At 67.9% G+C, this 13,799-nt stretch carries 13 protein-coding genes; 7 read left to right on the top strand and 6 right to left on the bottom strand.

Annotated elements, in window-relative coordinates; genetic code table 11:
* Positions 1-40: 40 nt before the first annotated feature.
* On the bottom strand, positions 41-1,270 hold the full coding sequence (locus ACZ4AA_RS35130) for a PP2C family protein-serine/threonine phosphatase (protein ID WP_467611774.1): 1,230 nt from the start codon (positions 1,268-1,270) through the stop codon (positions 41-43).
* Between the two features lie 357 nt (positions 1,271-1,627).
* Complete coding sequence (locus ACZ4AA_RS35125; RefSeq protein WP_467611672.1) at positions 1,628-2,275, bottom strand: type III effector protein; 648 nt, start codon at positions 2,273-2,275, stop codon at positions 1,628-1,630.
* Between the two features lie 130 nt (positions 2,276-2,405).
* Between ACZ4AA_RS35125 and ACZ4AA_RS35120 the strand changes: the two genes are divergently transcribed.
* Positions 2,406-2,837 carry an Hsp20/alpha crystallin family protein gene (locus ACZ4AA_RS35120; RefSeq protein ID WP_467611669.1) on the top strand — a complete coding sequence of 144 codons (432 nt, stop codon included), beginning with the start codon at positions 2,406-2,408 and terminating at the stop codon, positions 2,835-2,837.
* A gap of 199 nt (positions 2,838-3,036) precedes the next feature.
* The gene (locus ACZ4AA_RS35115; protein WP_467611666.1) at positions 3,037-3,474 is read left to right on the top strand and encodes a DUF2267 domain-containing protein; all 438 of its coding nucleotides are present in this window, start codon (positions 3,037-3,039) and stop codon (positions 3,472-3,474) included.
* Between the two features lie 557 nt (positions 3,475-4,031).
* On the opposite strand, the gene ACZ4AA_RS35110 is transcribed toward ACZ4AA_RS35115, so the two are convergent.
* Positions 4,032-4,289, bottom strand: coding sequence for a DUF6479 family protein (locus ACZ4AA_RS35110; protein WP_467611663.1), 258 nt, complete (start codon positions 4,287-4,289; stop codon positions 4,032-4,034).
* Between the two features lie 639 nt (positions 4,290-4,928).
* Between ACZ4AA_RS35110 and ACZ4AA_RS35105 the strand changes: the two genes are divergently transcribed.
* Positions 4,929-7,211: a catalase gene (locus tag ACZ4AA_RS35105; RefSeq protein WP_467611661.1), complete on the top strand. Its 2,283-nt coding sequence runs from the start codon at positions 4,929-4,931 to the stop codon at positions 7,209-7,211.
* 499 nt (positions 7,212-7,710) lie between these two features.
* Here the strand turns inward: ACZ4AA_RS35105 and ACZ4AA_RS35100 are convergent, their stop codons facing one another.
* Positions 7,711-7,887, bottom strand: a complete 177-nt coding sequence (locus ACZ4AA_RS35100) for a CsbD family protein (RefSeq protein WP_339133738.1) — start codon at positions 7,885-7,887, stop codon at positions 7,711-7,713.
* A 181-nt stretch (positions 7,888-8,068) separates the two neighbouring features.
* Between ACZ4AA_RS35100 and ACZ4AA_RS35095 the strand changes: the two genes are divergently transcribed.
* The gene (locus ACZ4AA_RS35095; protein WP_067385923.1) at positions 8,069-8,239 is read left to right on the top strand and encodes a hydrophobic protein; all 171 of its coding nucleotides are present in this window, start codon (positions 8,069-8,071) and stop codon (positions 8,237-8,239) included.
* Between the two features lie 308 nt (positions 8,240-8,547).
* Here ACZ4AA_RS35095 and ACZ4AA_RS35090 read toward each other — a convergent pair whose 3' ends face one another.
* Entirely contained in the window at positions 8,548-8,895 is a 348-nt protein-coding gene (locus ACZ4AA_RS35090) for a MerR family transcriptional regulator (protein ID WP_467611657.1), read from the bottom strand.
* A gap of 1,193 nt (positions 8,896-10,088) precedes the next feature.
* On the opposite strand from ACZ4AA_RS35090, the gene ACZ4AA_RS35085 reads away from it, so the two are divergent.
* From ACZ4AA_RS35085 to ACZ4AA_RS35075, 3 genes are all read left to right on the top strand, one after another.
* Positions 10,089-10,928, top strand: coding sequence for an RNA polymerase sigma factor SigF (locus tag ACZ4AA_RS35085; protein ID WP_467611654.1), 840 nt, complete (start codon positions 10,089-10,091; stop codon positions 10,926-10,928).
* Positions 10,929-11,342: 414 nt separating this feature from the next.
* Entirely contained in the window at positions 11,343-12,053 is a 711-nt protein-coding gene (locus ACZ4AA_RS35080) for a DUF4232 domain-containing protein (protein WP_467611651.1), read from the top strand.
* Between the two features lie 306 nt (positions 12,054-12,359).
* Entirely contained in the window at positions 12,360-12,803 is a 444-nt protein-coding gene (locus tag ACZ4AA_RS35075) for an SRPBCC family protein (protein WP_467611648.1), read from the top strand.
* Positions 12,804-12,840: 37 nt separating this feature from the next.
* Here ACZ4AA_RS35075 and ACZ4AA_RS35070 read toward each other — a convergent pair whose 3' ends face one another.
* A complete protein-coding gene (locus tag ACZ4AA_RS35070) occupies positions 12,841-13,614 on the bottom strand; it encodes a hypothetical protein (RefSeq protein WP_467611645.1) in 774 nt (257 codons plus the stop codon).
* Between the last annotated feature and the right edge of the window lie 185 nt (positions 13,615-13,799).

The raw sequence follows: 13,799 nt of genomic DNA, 5'->3' as shown, positions 1-13,799 counted from the left end.
AGCCCTGACGAGAATCCGCCAAGCCGGCTGGTGTCATCCTTTAGACGGCGCGTCCAGGCCATGATTGTTTTGAGGCGTTGGTGAGGTTTGCTCCGGTGGCGGCGTCGCGCTGGGAATGACTGGTGCCGTGCCAGTCCAGGCACATGACGGTCGCATCGTCGTGCAGGTGGCCGTTGTGGGCAGCGACAATCGCTGCGATGAGGGTACGGGCGGCCTCGCGGGGGTGCAGGTCGCGGGTCCGCACGATCAGTTCGGACAGCTCGATGCTGTTGGCCTTGCGCTCCAGCATGCCGTCGGTGAACATGACGAGCCGGTCCCCGGGCCGCAGATCCAGCGACTGCACTCGGTATGCGTGAGGCGTGGGGAAACCAAAGGGTGTATCGACCTTCGGGGTGATCTCCTGCACCTGGCCGTCCCGCATGCGTAGCGGCCAGGGGTGCCCGGCGTTGACGAACTCTGTCGTACCGTCGAGCAGGCTGATACGCAGGAGCTGGCCTGTGACATAGCCCTTGCGGCTGTGGTCGTGCATGGCCTGGTCGGCCTGGCGGGCCTGTTCGGCGAGGTCGGCGCCGGCACGCCGCGCCCGGCGCAGCGCCCCAACCAGCAGTGTTGCCAGCAGCGCAGCGTCTACATCGTGTCCCATGGCGTCGGTGACGGAGAGCTGCACCGTGTCCCGGTCGATCACGTAGTCGAAGGTGTCGCCCCCGACGTGGTCGGCCGGCTCCAGCGCCCCAGCCACCGCGAACTGCGCCGCCTCGCAGGCCAGCGATGTCGGGAGAAGCCGATGCTGGATCTCAGCGGCCAGGCTCAAGGGAGTGGTGCGGCGGCCCCACTGATAGACATCGGTGTAGGAACGGTTGGCGATGACGATGTACGCCAGCGCGTGTGCAGTCTCGCCGATCTCCCGCATCACTGCGGCATCGGGTGCCGCTGGCAGGAAGAGTTCGAGCAGGCCGATCGCGTCCCCGCGGTTGGTGACCGGGGCGATAATCCGCACCAGCGCATCCTCGCTCTTCTCCTCCACGCGTGGCCGCTGGGTACGGATCACGTCGTCGTACAGGGTGCCCCCCACGGTGATGCGCCTGGCGGGCGTACCGGTGTCGACACTGCCCGCCGCTCCCAGCCTCACCACCGAGCTGCCGGTGAAATCAAGAATCAGGAACGACACCGATTCGGCCCCGAGATGCTCCTTGAGCATGTGTGCGACCACGTCGAGCGACTCCACGGGGGCTGCGGCCTCTGCCGCCTCCAGGGTCCCCGTCAGGGTCATCGGCATGCCCCGGCGGTTCCCGTCGTCGGGATGGCCAGAGGCCTGCCCGCCGTCCGGCCTTCGTAGGGTCACTTCGGCTCCTCAGTGCTGGATGACGCTCAGGACTTTGTCCGGAGCAGGTTCTGCGCTCCGGGGAGGGCATGCGCTGCATGCTGGCGGCCCGGGTAAAACAATTGCCCCGGCCAGCTCATCCATGCCACCAGGCAGAGGATCACCACACCGGCTCGCCAGGGACCTCAGCATTCGCGGCCGCGTGCGAAGAGCCAAACGGGACGCACGCGAGCTCATCGGGTGACAGGCGCGTCTCCGGGGCAACGTGGGGCCTACGGTGACCCGCGTATGTCCGCCGGTTCCATGTCATGGTCCGCTGGTAGATCGGTGGCGGTGCTCGCTCTCGCGCATCTCTCCGGTGTGGCGGTCGATGTCGGTGACGCGGTCCGCGAGGTCGGGGTGAGCGGGCCGTAGGTGGGGGCCTGTCTCGGAGAGCGGGCCCAGGAGTTGGGCCGGGTCGCTGTCGCCGAGTGCGGTGTGCAGGGCCGTGAGCGCGTCTGTCGCCGTGGCGGGGAGATCCGGCAGGGCGATGATGGTTCCGGCGAGCTGGCGCAGCGTAGCGGCGTGGTCGTGGGCCCAGGACGTGACGGTGCGGTCCGCGGCGCGCCGGCCTCGGGTGGCCTGCACGCGTTGTTCTTTGGTGGTGCCCGCTTCACCGGGGCGCACGCGCAGATAGCGGCGTTCGGCGGCCTGGCGGCTGGAGACGCCGAGGGGGTGGGCCAGGTCGGCCCAGCTGGCGCCGGCTTCCCGGGCCGTCTCGATCAGGGCGGGCTCCCAGTGGGCGAGTTGTTCGCGCAGCTCGCGCAGGAGGAGCAGCGCGGCAGCGGCCTGCTCGGGGTCGTCGCTGGAGGCAGCGTCGGCAACTCGCGCCGTTCGCATGGCCTGGGCGATGGCCTCGAGCGCGGTGACCGTCGCTCCGAAGGAGGCCGGTGCCGGGGTTTTGTCGTCGCTCATTTCCTCTCCTTCCCAGGTCTGCAGGCTTGTCATCCGTTGGATGACTTCGAAATTTGTCGTCGTTCGGATGACATGCTCGGTGTCAGGTGAAGCGCACAGCAACTGCTGAACTCATCTGGAGGTGTATCCCGTGTTGATGCGCACCGACCCGTTCCGTGAACTCGACCGCCTCGCCCAGCAGCTGATGGGCCCGGGAACGTGGTCCCGCCCTTCCGCGATGCCGATGGACGCCTACCGTGACGGCGACCAGTACGTCATCGCCTTCGATCTGCCGGGCATCGACCCCGACGCGCTCGACATCGACGTCGAGCGGAACATGCTCACCGTGAAGGCGGAGCGACGCCCCCTGCCGAAGTCCGAGAACGCCCAGACGGAACTGTCCGAACGGCCGCTCGGTGTCTTCTCCCGCCAGATCGTCCTTGCCGACACCCTCGACACCGAGCACATCTCCGCGGACTACGAGGCCGGCGTCCTGACGCTCACTATCCCGATCGCCGAGCGGGCCAAGCCCCGCAAGATCAGCATCCGCGGCACCGGTGACCGCAAGGAACTCGACAGCTGATCCGCCGCCCCTCTGCTGTCCGGGGCCCACACAGGGTTCGCCGACGAATTCGCTGTGGGCCCCGGCGGCAACGGCTCCGCTCCCTCACTCCACGCCGGAGAACCGATTCCGAGAGGAACGCGCGGTTCACGGCGTTCACCCGGGGCAACCGGTTCACCGCAGCAGGAATAACCGTTCACGCACGGAAAGTCGTCGCGCCATGACTCTTCTCTCTCCCCCCGCGCCCTCTGCTTCGACGGCCATCACCTTCGACCAGATGCTGGAGAAGGTGCGCTACGAAGGCGTCTACCCCACCCGCCGACAAGCACGAGACGTCGTACGACGCGTCCTTGAGTCCCTCGGCCGCCAGCTGACCGGCGACGAACGCGTGGAGCTCGCCGCCCGCCTCCCCCAGGAAGCAGCCGGCTACCTCTCCTCGCAGATCCCCACCGCCAGGCCGCTGACCGGCTGGGGCTTCGTGAAGGACCTCGCCGAACGGTCCGGGGGTACCCTGGCGACGACCCGTTGGGACACCGGATCGGTCCTCGGCGTCGTCGCCCGCCTCGCCGGAGAGGACCTGACAGCCCGGATCATCGGACAGCTCCCCGACGGCTACGCCCTGCTGTTCGGACAGGCCCAGCTCACCCGGGCGGCCTGACAACCGGACCGGGATCCAGCGCCGTCAGCGGGCAAGAATGGCACGCACGTCGAAAAGTCACTCGCCCGGCCAACCAGTGATACGGCACCACAAACGCCGCCCAAGGCGTCCCTACACGGTGCTCCAGCGGTACAGCAGCACCTTCCGGTAAGAGTGCCCTCTCCGCATTTGCATGCTCTCAACGACTGGTCCCTTGAACACGAGGCTGCCCGGAACGCAAAGCGTTCCGGGCAGCCTGCATGGGTGTCAGCTGCGAAGCCGGGGGAGGCTACTGGTCTTGCGCGCCTCAGGCCCCGGCCATCGATTTCCCGCGACGCACCGGTATCCGGCCTGCCGCGCACGAGGTCGTTAGACGGTGCACGTCGCAGTCGAGCAGGTTGTCGCCGATCTCCGGATGCCGGATCGTCCTGCTGTCCGTCGTGGGTCTCCATGAACGTGCCCGTGAACCCATCCCGACACCCAGCACGAGTGACTGAGCATCTGCTGGCAGCGACGCTTCCCTGGACGGCTGCGCGGAAGCTGCGCGTTTTGCCGGGGCGGATCCTCGCGCATGGCGTTCAACGGTGGGGATGGCCCTGCTCGGGGGCGTCGTCAGGAGTACTCCATCCATCACCGTGCTGCGCGGGATCCGTCACGTCGCGCCGCGCCTGCGCCGCCTGGGGCGGGGATGTCGACACGCGACGCCGGGACGAGTGGCGCGTGCCGATGAAGAAGCCGACGACCAGTACGACGACCACGGCAATGCCGACCAACATCAACCAGAGAGCACCGGCATACGAATCGGCGGCCAGCACGGTCAGCGATTTCTCGTTCATAACCGTCGAGTACCCCGACCAAGCACTGCACTCCGCCAGTACTGACATTTCGCGCGAGGGCCGGCGACCGTCTCGTCTACTGACCTGCCCACTGATCGTGGTCGTCGATGCACAGGGCATCACTCAGCGCCTGCCCGGCCGGACACATGCCAGTTGGGAGCCCCGGCCTCGCCCCCATCGTGGCTCTGACTCCTGGCCCAGTCCCGTCAAGTCCGGCTTGGGAGCGGGCTACCTCTCTGCGCCGGAAGCGGCCCGAAACGCGCGGCAGAGTCGGCAAGCACATCGTGCCCACCACCGACGACGATCGTTGGACGAGACATCGCGTGCAGGATCCGACTTCACCCTTCGGAGGCACGCGATCGAGGGCCCGGACCACACGTCGGCCTGGGCCCTCACCGTCAGCCCCGCCGCCGCAGGAGAAGCCGGGCAACCGCCCAGCCTGCCGCCCTGCGTGCTCGGTTTTGTTGCCGGCCCGGACACGCCCCGGCCCCTTGCCATGACGCGTCCACCTGTCGAGTGAACCTGCGGCTTCATGCGGGCGAGGCGCTGCGTCGCGATCCCGGAAGTGGGTACCCAGCGAATCTCCTGTCATCACGGCGGGATGGCGTTCCCCTCTTCCCTCAGTGATCGGAAACTCGCGTGAGTGCCAAGAAGAAGAATCCCGTGGCGGCAGCGGCCGACAAGGTCGCCGAGAAGGTACAGGAGATCGCTCATCCCGGCAACGAGATCCCGGGGGCGCCGAGCGCGGTGCCGCCTGCGGTCGACGAGCCGACCGAGCCGGCCGGTCCGCTGCCGCCCAAGCCCGACCAACGCGGCCCGGACACGTACAGCCCCACCGGACAGAAGACGGGCATCCCGCAGGCAGAGGTGGCGCAGGGCGGCGAGTTCCTCACCACGGCGCAGGGCACGCGGCTGTACGACACCGACCATTCGCTGAAAGCGGGACCGCGGGGACCGGTGCTCCTGCAGGACCACCACCTGCGCGAGAAGATCATGCACTTCGACCACGAGCGGATCCCGGAGCGGGTCGTGCACGCCCGCGGCGCCGCAGCGCACGGCATCTTCCAGGGCTACGGCACGGGCGAGGGGATCAGCAAGGCCGCATTCCTGGGCAAGGACGTCGAGACACCGGTCTTCGTGCGCTTCTCCACCGTGCTCGGCTCACGCGGTTCCGCCGACAGCGTCCGCGACACCCGCGGATTCGCCACGAAGTTCTACACCAGCGAGGGCGTCTTCGACCTGGTCGGCAACAACATCCCGGTGTTCTTCATCCAGGACGCGATCAAGTTCCCCGACGTCATCCACGCCGGCAAGCCGCACCCGGACCGCGAGATCCCGCAGGCCCAGAGCGCCCACGACGCCTTCTGGGACTTCGTCACCCTGCACACCGAGGCCACGCACCACACGCTCTGGAACATGTCCGACCGCGGCATCCCGCGCTCCTACCGGATGATGGAGGGCTTCGGCGTCCACACCTTCCGCCTCCAGAACGCCAAGGGCGCGACGACGCTGGTGAAGTTCCACTGGAAGCCGAAGCTGGGAGTGCACTCCCTGGTCTGGGAGGAAGCCCAGATCACCGCCGGCGTGGATCCCGACTTCCACCGCCGGGACCTGGCCGACGCGATCGAGGCCGGGGCCCACCCGCAGTGGGAGCTCGGCGTGCAGGCCTTCCCCGACACCGACGACCAGATGTTCGAGGGCATCGACCTCCTGGACCCGACGAAGATCGTGCCGGAAGAGCTGGCCCCGGTCCAGCCGATCGGGCTGCTCACCCTGAACGCCAACCCCTCGAACTACTTCGCCGAGACAGAACAGGTCGCCTTCCACGTCGGACACCTCGTCCCGGGCATTGACGTCACCAACGACCCGCTGCTCCAGGGCCGCCTGTTCTCCTACCTCGACACCCAGATCAGCCGGCTCGGCGGCCCCAACTTCGGCCAGCTGCCCATCAACCGCACCCACGCCCCCGTCAACGACATGCTCCGCGACGGCATGCACCAGACGGCCGTCCACCGCGGGGTCGCGCCCTACCGGCCCAACTCCCTCGACGGCGGCTGCCCGTTCCTCGCGGGCGCGGACAACGGCGCCTACATCGAGGTTCCCGAGCAGGTACCCGCCTCCCGCAAGGTCCGGGACGCGGCAGCCTCCTTCGACGACCACTTCACCCAGCCACGACTGTTCTGGCTGAGCATGACACCCACCGAGCGCGAGCACATCGTCGCTTCCTACACCTTCGAACTCAGCAAATGCTGGGAAACGGCGATCAAGGAACGCGCCCTGCTCGTTCTGGCGAACATCGACGCCGAACTGTGCGCGCAGGTCGCCGCCGGCCTGGGTCTGCCCGCGCCCGCACCGACCGTGAAGCTCGCCGACCCGGTTCCCAGTCCGGCGCTCTCCCAGATCGGCGGCACCTGGCCACTGGACGGCCGGATCATCGGCATCATCACCGCCGACGACCAGGACCTGACCGGCGTGCGCTCAGTCCGCCAGGCCGTCCTGGACGCCGGCATGGTGCCCCTGGTGATCGCCCCCATCGGTGGAATCCTCGACCCCGAGGGCGAGCCAGTCACCGTGCAGCGCACCTTCGCCAACGCCCGCTCCACCGAGTTCGACGCCCTCCTGCTCGCCGGCGCACCGGCCGTCGGAGCCGACGGCTACGGAGCCCGTGACGCCAAGGTCGACGACGATGTCGCGATGGCTGTAGGCCTCGACTCCCGCGTACTGCTCATGGTGGTGGAGGCCTACCGCCACGGAAAAGCCGTCGGGGCATGGAGCGATGGCGTGGAGGCCCTGGCCTCTGCCGGAATCGCACTCGACGCACCCGGCGTGGTGAGCGCCGACACCGCTGACACGGCGTTGGAACAACTCACCGAACTGCTAGCCCGACACCGTGCCTGGGACCGCTTCATCCCCTCGGTCTGACCCCTTCTCTGGCGGCCTCCTGCCCGGCCCCGCAGGAGGCCGCCATCGGACCGGCCGTTGTTCGGTGTACGGCCTCGGGACGGATCGTGCAGAGCGGCGCCGGCTCTTCGGACGGGAGATCGTCCACGGGCGGCCGCCCGGTCCTGGAGTGCTCAGACGGAGCCGTCCGAACAGTGGCTGGGGTCTTCTCCCGTCAGATCGTCCAGGCGCCATCCTCAACACTGAGCACATCTGCGCCGACTATGAGGCCGGCACCCTCACCCTCCGCATCCCGATCGCCGACCGGGCCAGGCCCCGCAGGATCAGCATCGGCGGCACCGGCGACCGCAAGGGAACCTTTCCCGCCTGGGCCCCGACGGCGCCCACTCCCCAGTCCCAGTGCAACCGACGCTGCGAGTGCACGGTTCACACCGCAGCCGGCTGCCTGGGCCCGCGGTCCGGCCCAGACAGCACAAATCCCGGCAGCCAACAGGCTGCCGGGATCAGGAGCGCTGTGAGCCTACTTGGGCCGGACGGCGTCCTTGGCCTTCTCCTTGGCCGCCCGCAGGTCACCCTGGGACTCCTTGGCGTGACCCTCGGCCTTCAGCGACTCGTTGCCCACCGCGCCGCCGACGACCTTCTTGACCTTGCCCTCGACCTGCTCGCCCTTGGCCTGAGCCTTTTCGTCCGCAGCCACAACCACTCACTCCTGTCTCACTCGGAAACTCAAGTACGCCATCCGTGTCACCACGTATTGCATCCTCAAACCAGCCGAGAACCACGACGTATTCGCAGCGCGGACCGTCTAAGAAATACATAAGACTGGCAGGAGTGAAGATCGGACCGCCGGGCACACGAGGGTCCGGAGGTTGATAACTATGGTTCCTATTCTTCTTGTTCTTCTGCTCGCCCTGATCCTCTTCGGTGCCGGTTTCGCACTGAAGGCACTGTGGTGGATCGCCGTCATCGTCCTGATCGTGTGGGTCCTCGGCTTCGTGATCCGCCCGACAGCAAGCGGCGGCAAGCGCGGCCGCTGGTACCGCTGGTAGATAGTCACAACAGCAGCACAATCATGGGTGGGGCCCGACACCGTGGTGTCGGGCCCCACCCATGTCCCGTCCCCGTGATCCCAGGACGAAAGTGGTGATTCCTCCAGTTCGGGGGTAGCTGGAGGGTCATGGCCGGAGGCGGCCGTGACGCCAGGAACCATGGCCCTCCAGCACGACGCCTCCGGCCATCCACGTGATTCACAGCGAGTGCGGGATCAGAGGTATGAGCACGCGCAATTCTGACGGAAGGTCACCGGATTCGATGACGCCTGAAGAGTCACCGCAGTTCGGCTGAGGGCAAGCACAATTCAATGAGGGAGCCGCGATGCTGCAGAGTCTGCGGGCTGGGAGGCGCGGCGGTATTCGTCGTTGATGCGCCGGGCTTCTTCGAGCTGGTCCTCAAGGATGACGATGCGGCAGGCGGCCTCGATCGGTGTGCCCTGGTCGACGAGTTCCCGGGCGCGGGCGGCGATGCGCAACTGGTAGCGGGAGTAGCGGCGGTGGCCGCCCGCCGAGCGCAGCGGGGTGATGAGGCGGGCTTCGCCGATCGCGCGGAGGAAGCCCTGGGTGGTGCCGAGGAGTTCGGCGGCCCGGCCCATCGTGTAGGCGGGGTAGTCGTCGTCATCGAGCCGGCCGAACGAGTCGTCTGCTGTCATTGCACCTCTCTCATGAAACGCGTGGAGGGGCCCTGGCGCCATTGCGCCAGGGCCCCGAAGGAACTGCTACACCATCTGCCGGCCCTGATACTGCACCGGCCTTCTGTTTCCGCGGGCCCGACCGGACTGCTGTCGGGGGCGCGGGGATCGCGGTTGCTCGACCGGAGACCACCTCACTATCGATGTCCTGCGGTACCCGGGCTCAGCCATTCCGCCCGGGCGATCCTGATGGCGCCTCGCTCCTCCGTTCTTTCCCTCTTGACCAGCACTTTCCAAAGGGGGGACTGCGTACTGCTGGCACTGCTCTACTGCGTGTTGCGTAGCAACCTGTGGAAGCGTCGCCCTTCGGCAGCCAGCCCCGTCGCCCGTCCTGCGACCACTGCTCCGGCTTAGAACCCCACTGCCGAACCTCCCGGTGCGCGCGCCCGCAGCCGACGCCTTCACCGAGGTACCGCTTGCATACCTGCGCTGCTGGATACCGCGTACTGCACTGACGGGTACTGCAACTTCAACTGCGGTTCTGCTCGTGGCGACCCCTGATCACTGCGGGCCACCCGGTCCGGTCGTCAGCCCCGTCGCCGTCCTGCGACAACCCTGGCTTCGAAGCTCCACCACCGCACCGTCCTGCCAACTGCAACTGCCTGTACTACTGCCCGGCAGTTCGTGTCTGCCGGGCCCTGCTGATCTCGGCTACGAGAGAAACCATAACCAGGCGATCTCTCAATGTCTACTCTGGCCAACATAGATTTTTTGTGTGCCAGGCAGAGAGCAAGTCGACCTCGAACAACGACGATGGACGACCCCGGCTGGGCTGGCGGCTGCGGCCGGGGCACAAGCACGTCACACGCCCCGGGGCAGTGGACTCCAAAGGGGCTTGCGGCGCGCCGGGGGGCCCTGGCCGCAGCCAGGGAAGGGAGCCGCCGTGCCGCGCTGATGCCGCGGTGCCGGACGCGCCCGTACCAGGGACTCGCAGCACGGCATCCCGACGAGCCAGCACGTCCTCGAGCCCCATGTCGCACCCTGCAGGCGCGGTGGGCTAACCTCCCTTCCGCCTTCACTCCTGCGGCGGAATACCGGAGTGGCGGAACCACGGTGAAATCGTGTGGCATGCATGCCCCAAGCGGGGGTACACCGTCTCCGGCCGCGCAGAAGCAGGCTGTATACGAGGCTGGATCACGCAGGAGGGGACGAGCATGACAGTGACCGAAACAGCCGAGGCCCAGACCGTCGTGCTGCCGGAGATCAGCGACCCGTCGCAGATCACGCCGAAGGACGCCCGCGAGCTGTCGAAGCTGTTCTTCGACCGACTCGCCGTCCTGGAAGAGGGCACGCCCGAGTACCAGTACGCGCGCAACACCCTCATCGAAATGAACATCACCCTCGTCCAGTTCGCGGCCTCGCGGTTCCGCAGCCGCGGCCAGGACGAGATGGAGGACATCGTCCAGGTCGGCACGATCGGCCTCATCAAGGCCATCGACCGGTTCGAACTCACCCGCGAAGTCGAGTTCACCTCCTTCGCCGTCCCCTACATCGTCGGCGAGATCAAACGCTTCTTCCGCGACACCACGTGGGCCGTCCACGTCCCGCGCCGCCTCCAGGAAGCCCGGGTAGCGCTCGCCAAGGCCACCGAGGAACTCCGCAGCCGACTCGGCCGCATGCCCACGACCCGGGAACTGTCCGAGCTGATGTCCCTGTCGGAAAGGGACGTCATCGAGGCCCGGAAGGCCGCGAACGGCTACACCTCAACCTCGCTGGACGCCGCCATCACCTCCAGTGAAGACGGTGAGGCCGCCCTCGCCGACTTCATCGGCGCGGACGACACGGCCCTCGAACTTGTCGAGGACTTCCACGCCCTCGCCCCGATGATCGCCCAGCTCGACGAGCGCGAACGCCGCATCATCCACATGCGGTTCGTCGACGAACTCACCCAGGCCCAGATCGGCGAACACCTCGGCGTCTCCCAGATGCACGTCTCCCGCCTCCTCAACCGCACGCTGGCCAAGCTGCGCGAAGGCATGCTCGCCACCCACTGAACACACTCGTTCGCCACACACCGACGGCGCCCCCACCGTTCGATGTGGGCAGCGCCGCCGGGTCGTTCATCGGTAGAGCCCGGCGCCCGGCACAGCCCCTCCCCCGTATGGCCGGGCAGCCCCCACCGCGAAGTCGGTAGCCGACGCTCCCAAGGCCGCCGCCGCGCCAGCAGGGTCCGGGCGAGCACCCGAACATCGGCAACCAGCCGAAGGACGCTGCACCACTGACGGGCACGGCGTGAACACCGGTGTGCCTGGGCCCAGTTGCGTTGTTACCGAATGCGGACAGAGCGGAGTAAACAATGCTCGCCCCGGCGGCATCTCATGGGGTGTAGCGAAACAGCCGATGCGACCGGCCGCCCTGCGGAAGCAAGGGAAGGTGCCGTGTCCCACAGCTCATGGGGGAGCTTCATCATGACCACGTACCGTGCCCGCCGTACCGCCCGTACCGCCGCTCTGGCCACCGTCACCGCCGCGCTGGCGCTGGGACTGACCGCCTGTGGCGGCGCCGACGGCGGCTCGAAGGCAGCCGGCGGCGGCAACAGCACGGGGACCGCCCAGAGCCGGTCCGCGTCCGGCGGGGACGCCAAGGGCAGCGCGGCGCAGGCCAACAGCAGTGGTGACACCAAGGAAGGGGCGTCCTCGGCGACCGCCGCGGGTGGGGTGCAGGAGATGGCGAGCAAGAGCACGACGGCCGGCGCCCAGCAGTGCCGCGGAGACGGGATGCTGGTCACCGCGGTGCACCGGTTCGCCGGCCAGCAGGGTGACCACCTGCTGCTCACCGCGGTGAACGAGGGCACCAAGCCCTGCTGGGTCACCTCCTACCCGGCCGTGGTGCTCGACTGGAACAACGACAACGTCGCGCTGCCGCACTCCAAGAAGGACGCCCCGGGCGGCGACAAGCACATCACGCTCCAGCCCGGAGGCAAGGTGTACAGCGCGGTGAACCTCTTCGCCTACGGTTCCAAGAACCACACGGCGCAGGCACTCGCCTTCGCGCTGCGGGGCAAGGACGGTCACCCCGGCCCCTTCTACTCCGTCGTCAGCAAGGGTCAGAACCAGAAGTTCACCTGGACCGAGGCCGACGTGCTGAACTGGAACACCAAGAAGCCGTACGACTTCTGACGGTCCGCCGACTGGTGACGCGTCACCGTCTTCCCGCACGCCCACAGTCGGCAACCCGCAACGCCCCCGAAAGACCAGACATTGCCCAGAGCGGTCCGGCATACCGGAAGTGTGGCCGCGCCGGCGCGGTGTGGGGCGTGGTGTACGGCGGGCGCGTTCCTGCCGCCTGCGTGAAACGTGCGTGAGGTCCGGCCATCCGACGGGCGGCCGGGCCTCGGTGCGACCGGGTCAGCTGACGTCGGGTCTGCCGTGGTGACGGAGCGCGCTCGAAGCCGGCAAGATCACAACGAGTAAGGGAAGTGTGGGATGAAGGATTCCTACGACGTTACGGCGGAATCGAAGGCACCTGCGTCGGCGGTGTGGTCCCTGCTGTTGGATGCTCACAGTTGGCCTCGATGGGGCACTGTGGACGCACTCGTCCAGGCCAGGTCGGAGAACCTCTCGCCGAACGGGCGCGACGAGGTCGGAGCAGTACGCGCGTTTCGCACTGGAGAGGTTGTTACCAGTGAGCGAATCACCCAACTGCACCCCTGCGAACTTTTCGCATACGAAGACAGCGACAACCCGTTCATGGAGAATTACCGAGCACGCGTCACTCTGGAAGACAGAGGCGCGGGAGGCGTCCGAATCCGCTGGCGTGGGGACTACGACGTAGCACCCTATGTTCATCCTCTCCTTGCTCCCGAACTCACGCGGACCATGCAGCGCATGGTCACGGGCCTCGCCGAAGCCGCCGAGCGCGCCCTGTAGGTCGCAACTCGTGCACCAGGGCGGGAGGGTCCTGCCCTCACTCCCGGGGGCCCGGCCGGGCCCCCGGGAGAATCCGGTCGGGTACGTCGGCGGCCAGGGCCTCGCGCGTCGCGTACACCCGCAGGGTGTCACCGGACAGGGCCACTTGGGGATCGGTCCAACTCTCGTCGGGCTCCGGGATCAGTATGCGCGTGGAGTTGTGATCGGCGTCGTGGATCAGCACGGAGGCAATTCCGGTGACCAGTGTCCCCGGACCGTACGACTGCCGGGGATGGCTGTCCGGCCCCTCCGCCTGCACCACCAGGAACCTGCCGTCGAGCCAGTGCCCGTACGAGTCCAGTCCGGCCCCCGGACCGACCGGGACGCCGTCCACCCACAGTCGTATCGCCGATCCCGCCGTGTCGCGCCAGAACACCGCGCGATGCCGGTCCTTGCCACCGCTGAATCGGACGTGGACCTCGAAGTCGTCCCGGAATCCGTGGAATCCGTGGAATCCGCCGCAGGCGCCCTGGACCGGACCCTCGCGCTCACCGCGTGAATCCTGCTCGGCGGCCGACGGCGCGGCCGGATCCAGACGGCACACCGACGGTTCACGGCAGACGCGGTCCATACGCCGCGTGCACCCGAATCCAGCCGCGGCACAGTCGCGCGGGGACGCGGCGGACAGCAGGGCGGCCAGGCGCTCCCCGTAGGCCTCCCGGCCGACCCGGCGCGTCCCGTCGCCTGCCTGCTGCCACCACGCGAGCAGTTCGGTTCCCGGCGGCGACTGCCGCAACCACTCGCCCCACGCCTCGTCCCACACCACTGGCATCTCCTCGCGAGCTCCACGCCGCCGAACCCGCTGTGACGTCGCTTCCTTTGACATCCTCCCCGCCCTAAAGGGCGGGGATTCCCGCCTGGTTGCCGGTGGTGACCGGCTGGGCCTTCGGGTGGGTTCCCCGTTCAACGGGCCGTGCCTGGCGTGGGATTTCCACTCCAGGACTGACCGGCCCTCCA

Source organism: Streptomyces sp. NPDC024698 (assembly GCF_055559015.1).
This window is presented reverse-complemented; position numbering and strand designations above follow the sequence as displayed.

What these genes read in the sequence shown, in the direction of transcription:
- ACZ4AA_RS35110 (WP_467611663.1), bottom strand. Translation starts at nt 4,289, where the DNA reads ATGAACGAGAAATCGCTGACCGTGCTGGCCGCCGATTCGTATGCCGGT.
- ACZ4AA_RS35115 (WP_467611666.1), top strand. Translation starts at nt 3,037, where the DNA reads ATGACTCTTCTCTCTCCCCCCGCGCCCTCTGCTTCGACGGCCATCACC.
- ACZ4AA_RS35075 (WP_467611648.1), top strand. Translation starts at nt 12,360, where the DNA reads ATGAAGGATTCCTACGACGTTACGGCGGAATCGAAGGCACCTGCGTCG.
- ACZ4AA_RS35080 (WP_467611651.1), top strand. Translation starts at nt 11,343, where the DNA reads ATGACCACGTACCGTGCCCGCCGTACCGCCCGTACCGCCGCTCTGGCC.
- ACZ4AA_RS35095 (WP_067385923.1), top strand. Translation starts at nt 8,069, where the DNA reads ATGGTTCCTATTCTTCTTGTTCTTCTGCTCGCCCTGATCCTCTTCGGT.
- ACZ4AA_RS35085 (WP_467611654.1), top strand. Translation starts at nt 10,089, where the DNA reads ATGACAGTGACCGAAACAGCCGAGGCCCAGACCGTCGTGCTGCCGGAG.
- ACZ4AA_RS35125 (WP_467611672.1), bottom strand. Translation starts at nt 2,275, where the DNA reads ATGAGCGACGACAAAACCCCGGCACCGGCCTCCTTCGGAGCGACGGTC.
- ACZ4AA_RS35090 (WP_467611657.1), bottom strand. Translation starts at nt 8,895, where the DNA reads ATGACAGCAGACGACTCGTTCGGCCGGCTCGATGACGACGACTACCCC.
- ACZ4AA_RS35130 (WP_467611774.1), bottom strand. Translation starts at nt 1,270, where the DNA reads ATGACCCTGACGGGGACCCTGGAGGCGGCAGAGGCCGCAGCCCCCGTG.
- ACZ4AA_RS35070 (WP_467611645.1), bottom strand. Translation starts at nt 13,614, where the DNA reads ATGCCAGTGGTGTGGGACGAGGCGTGGGGCGAGTGGTTGCGGCAGTCG.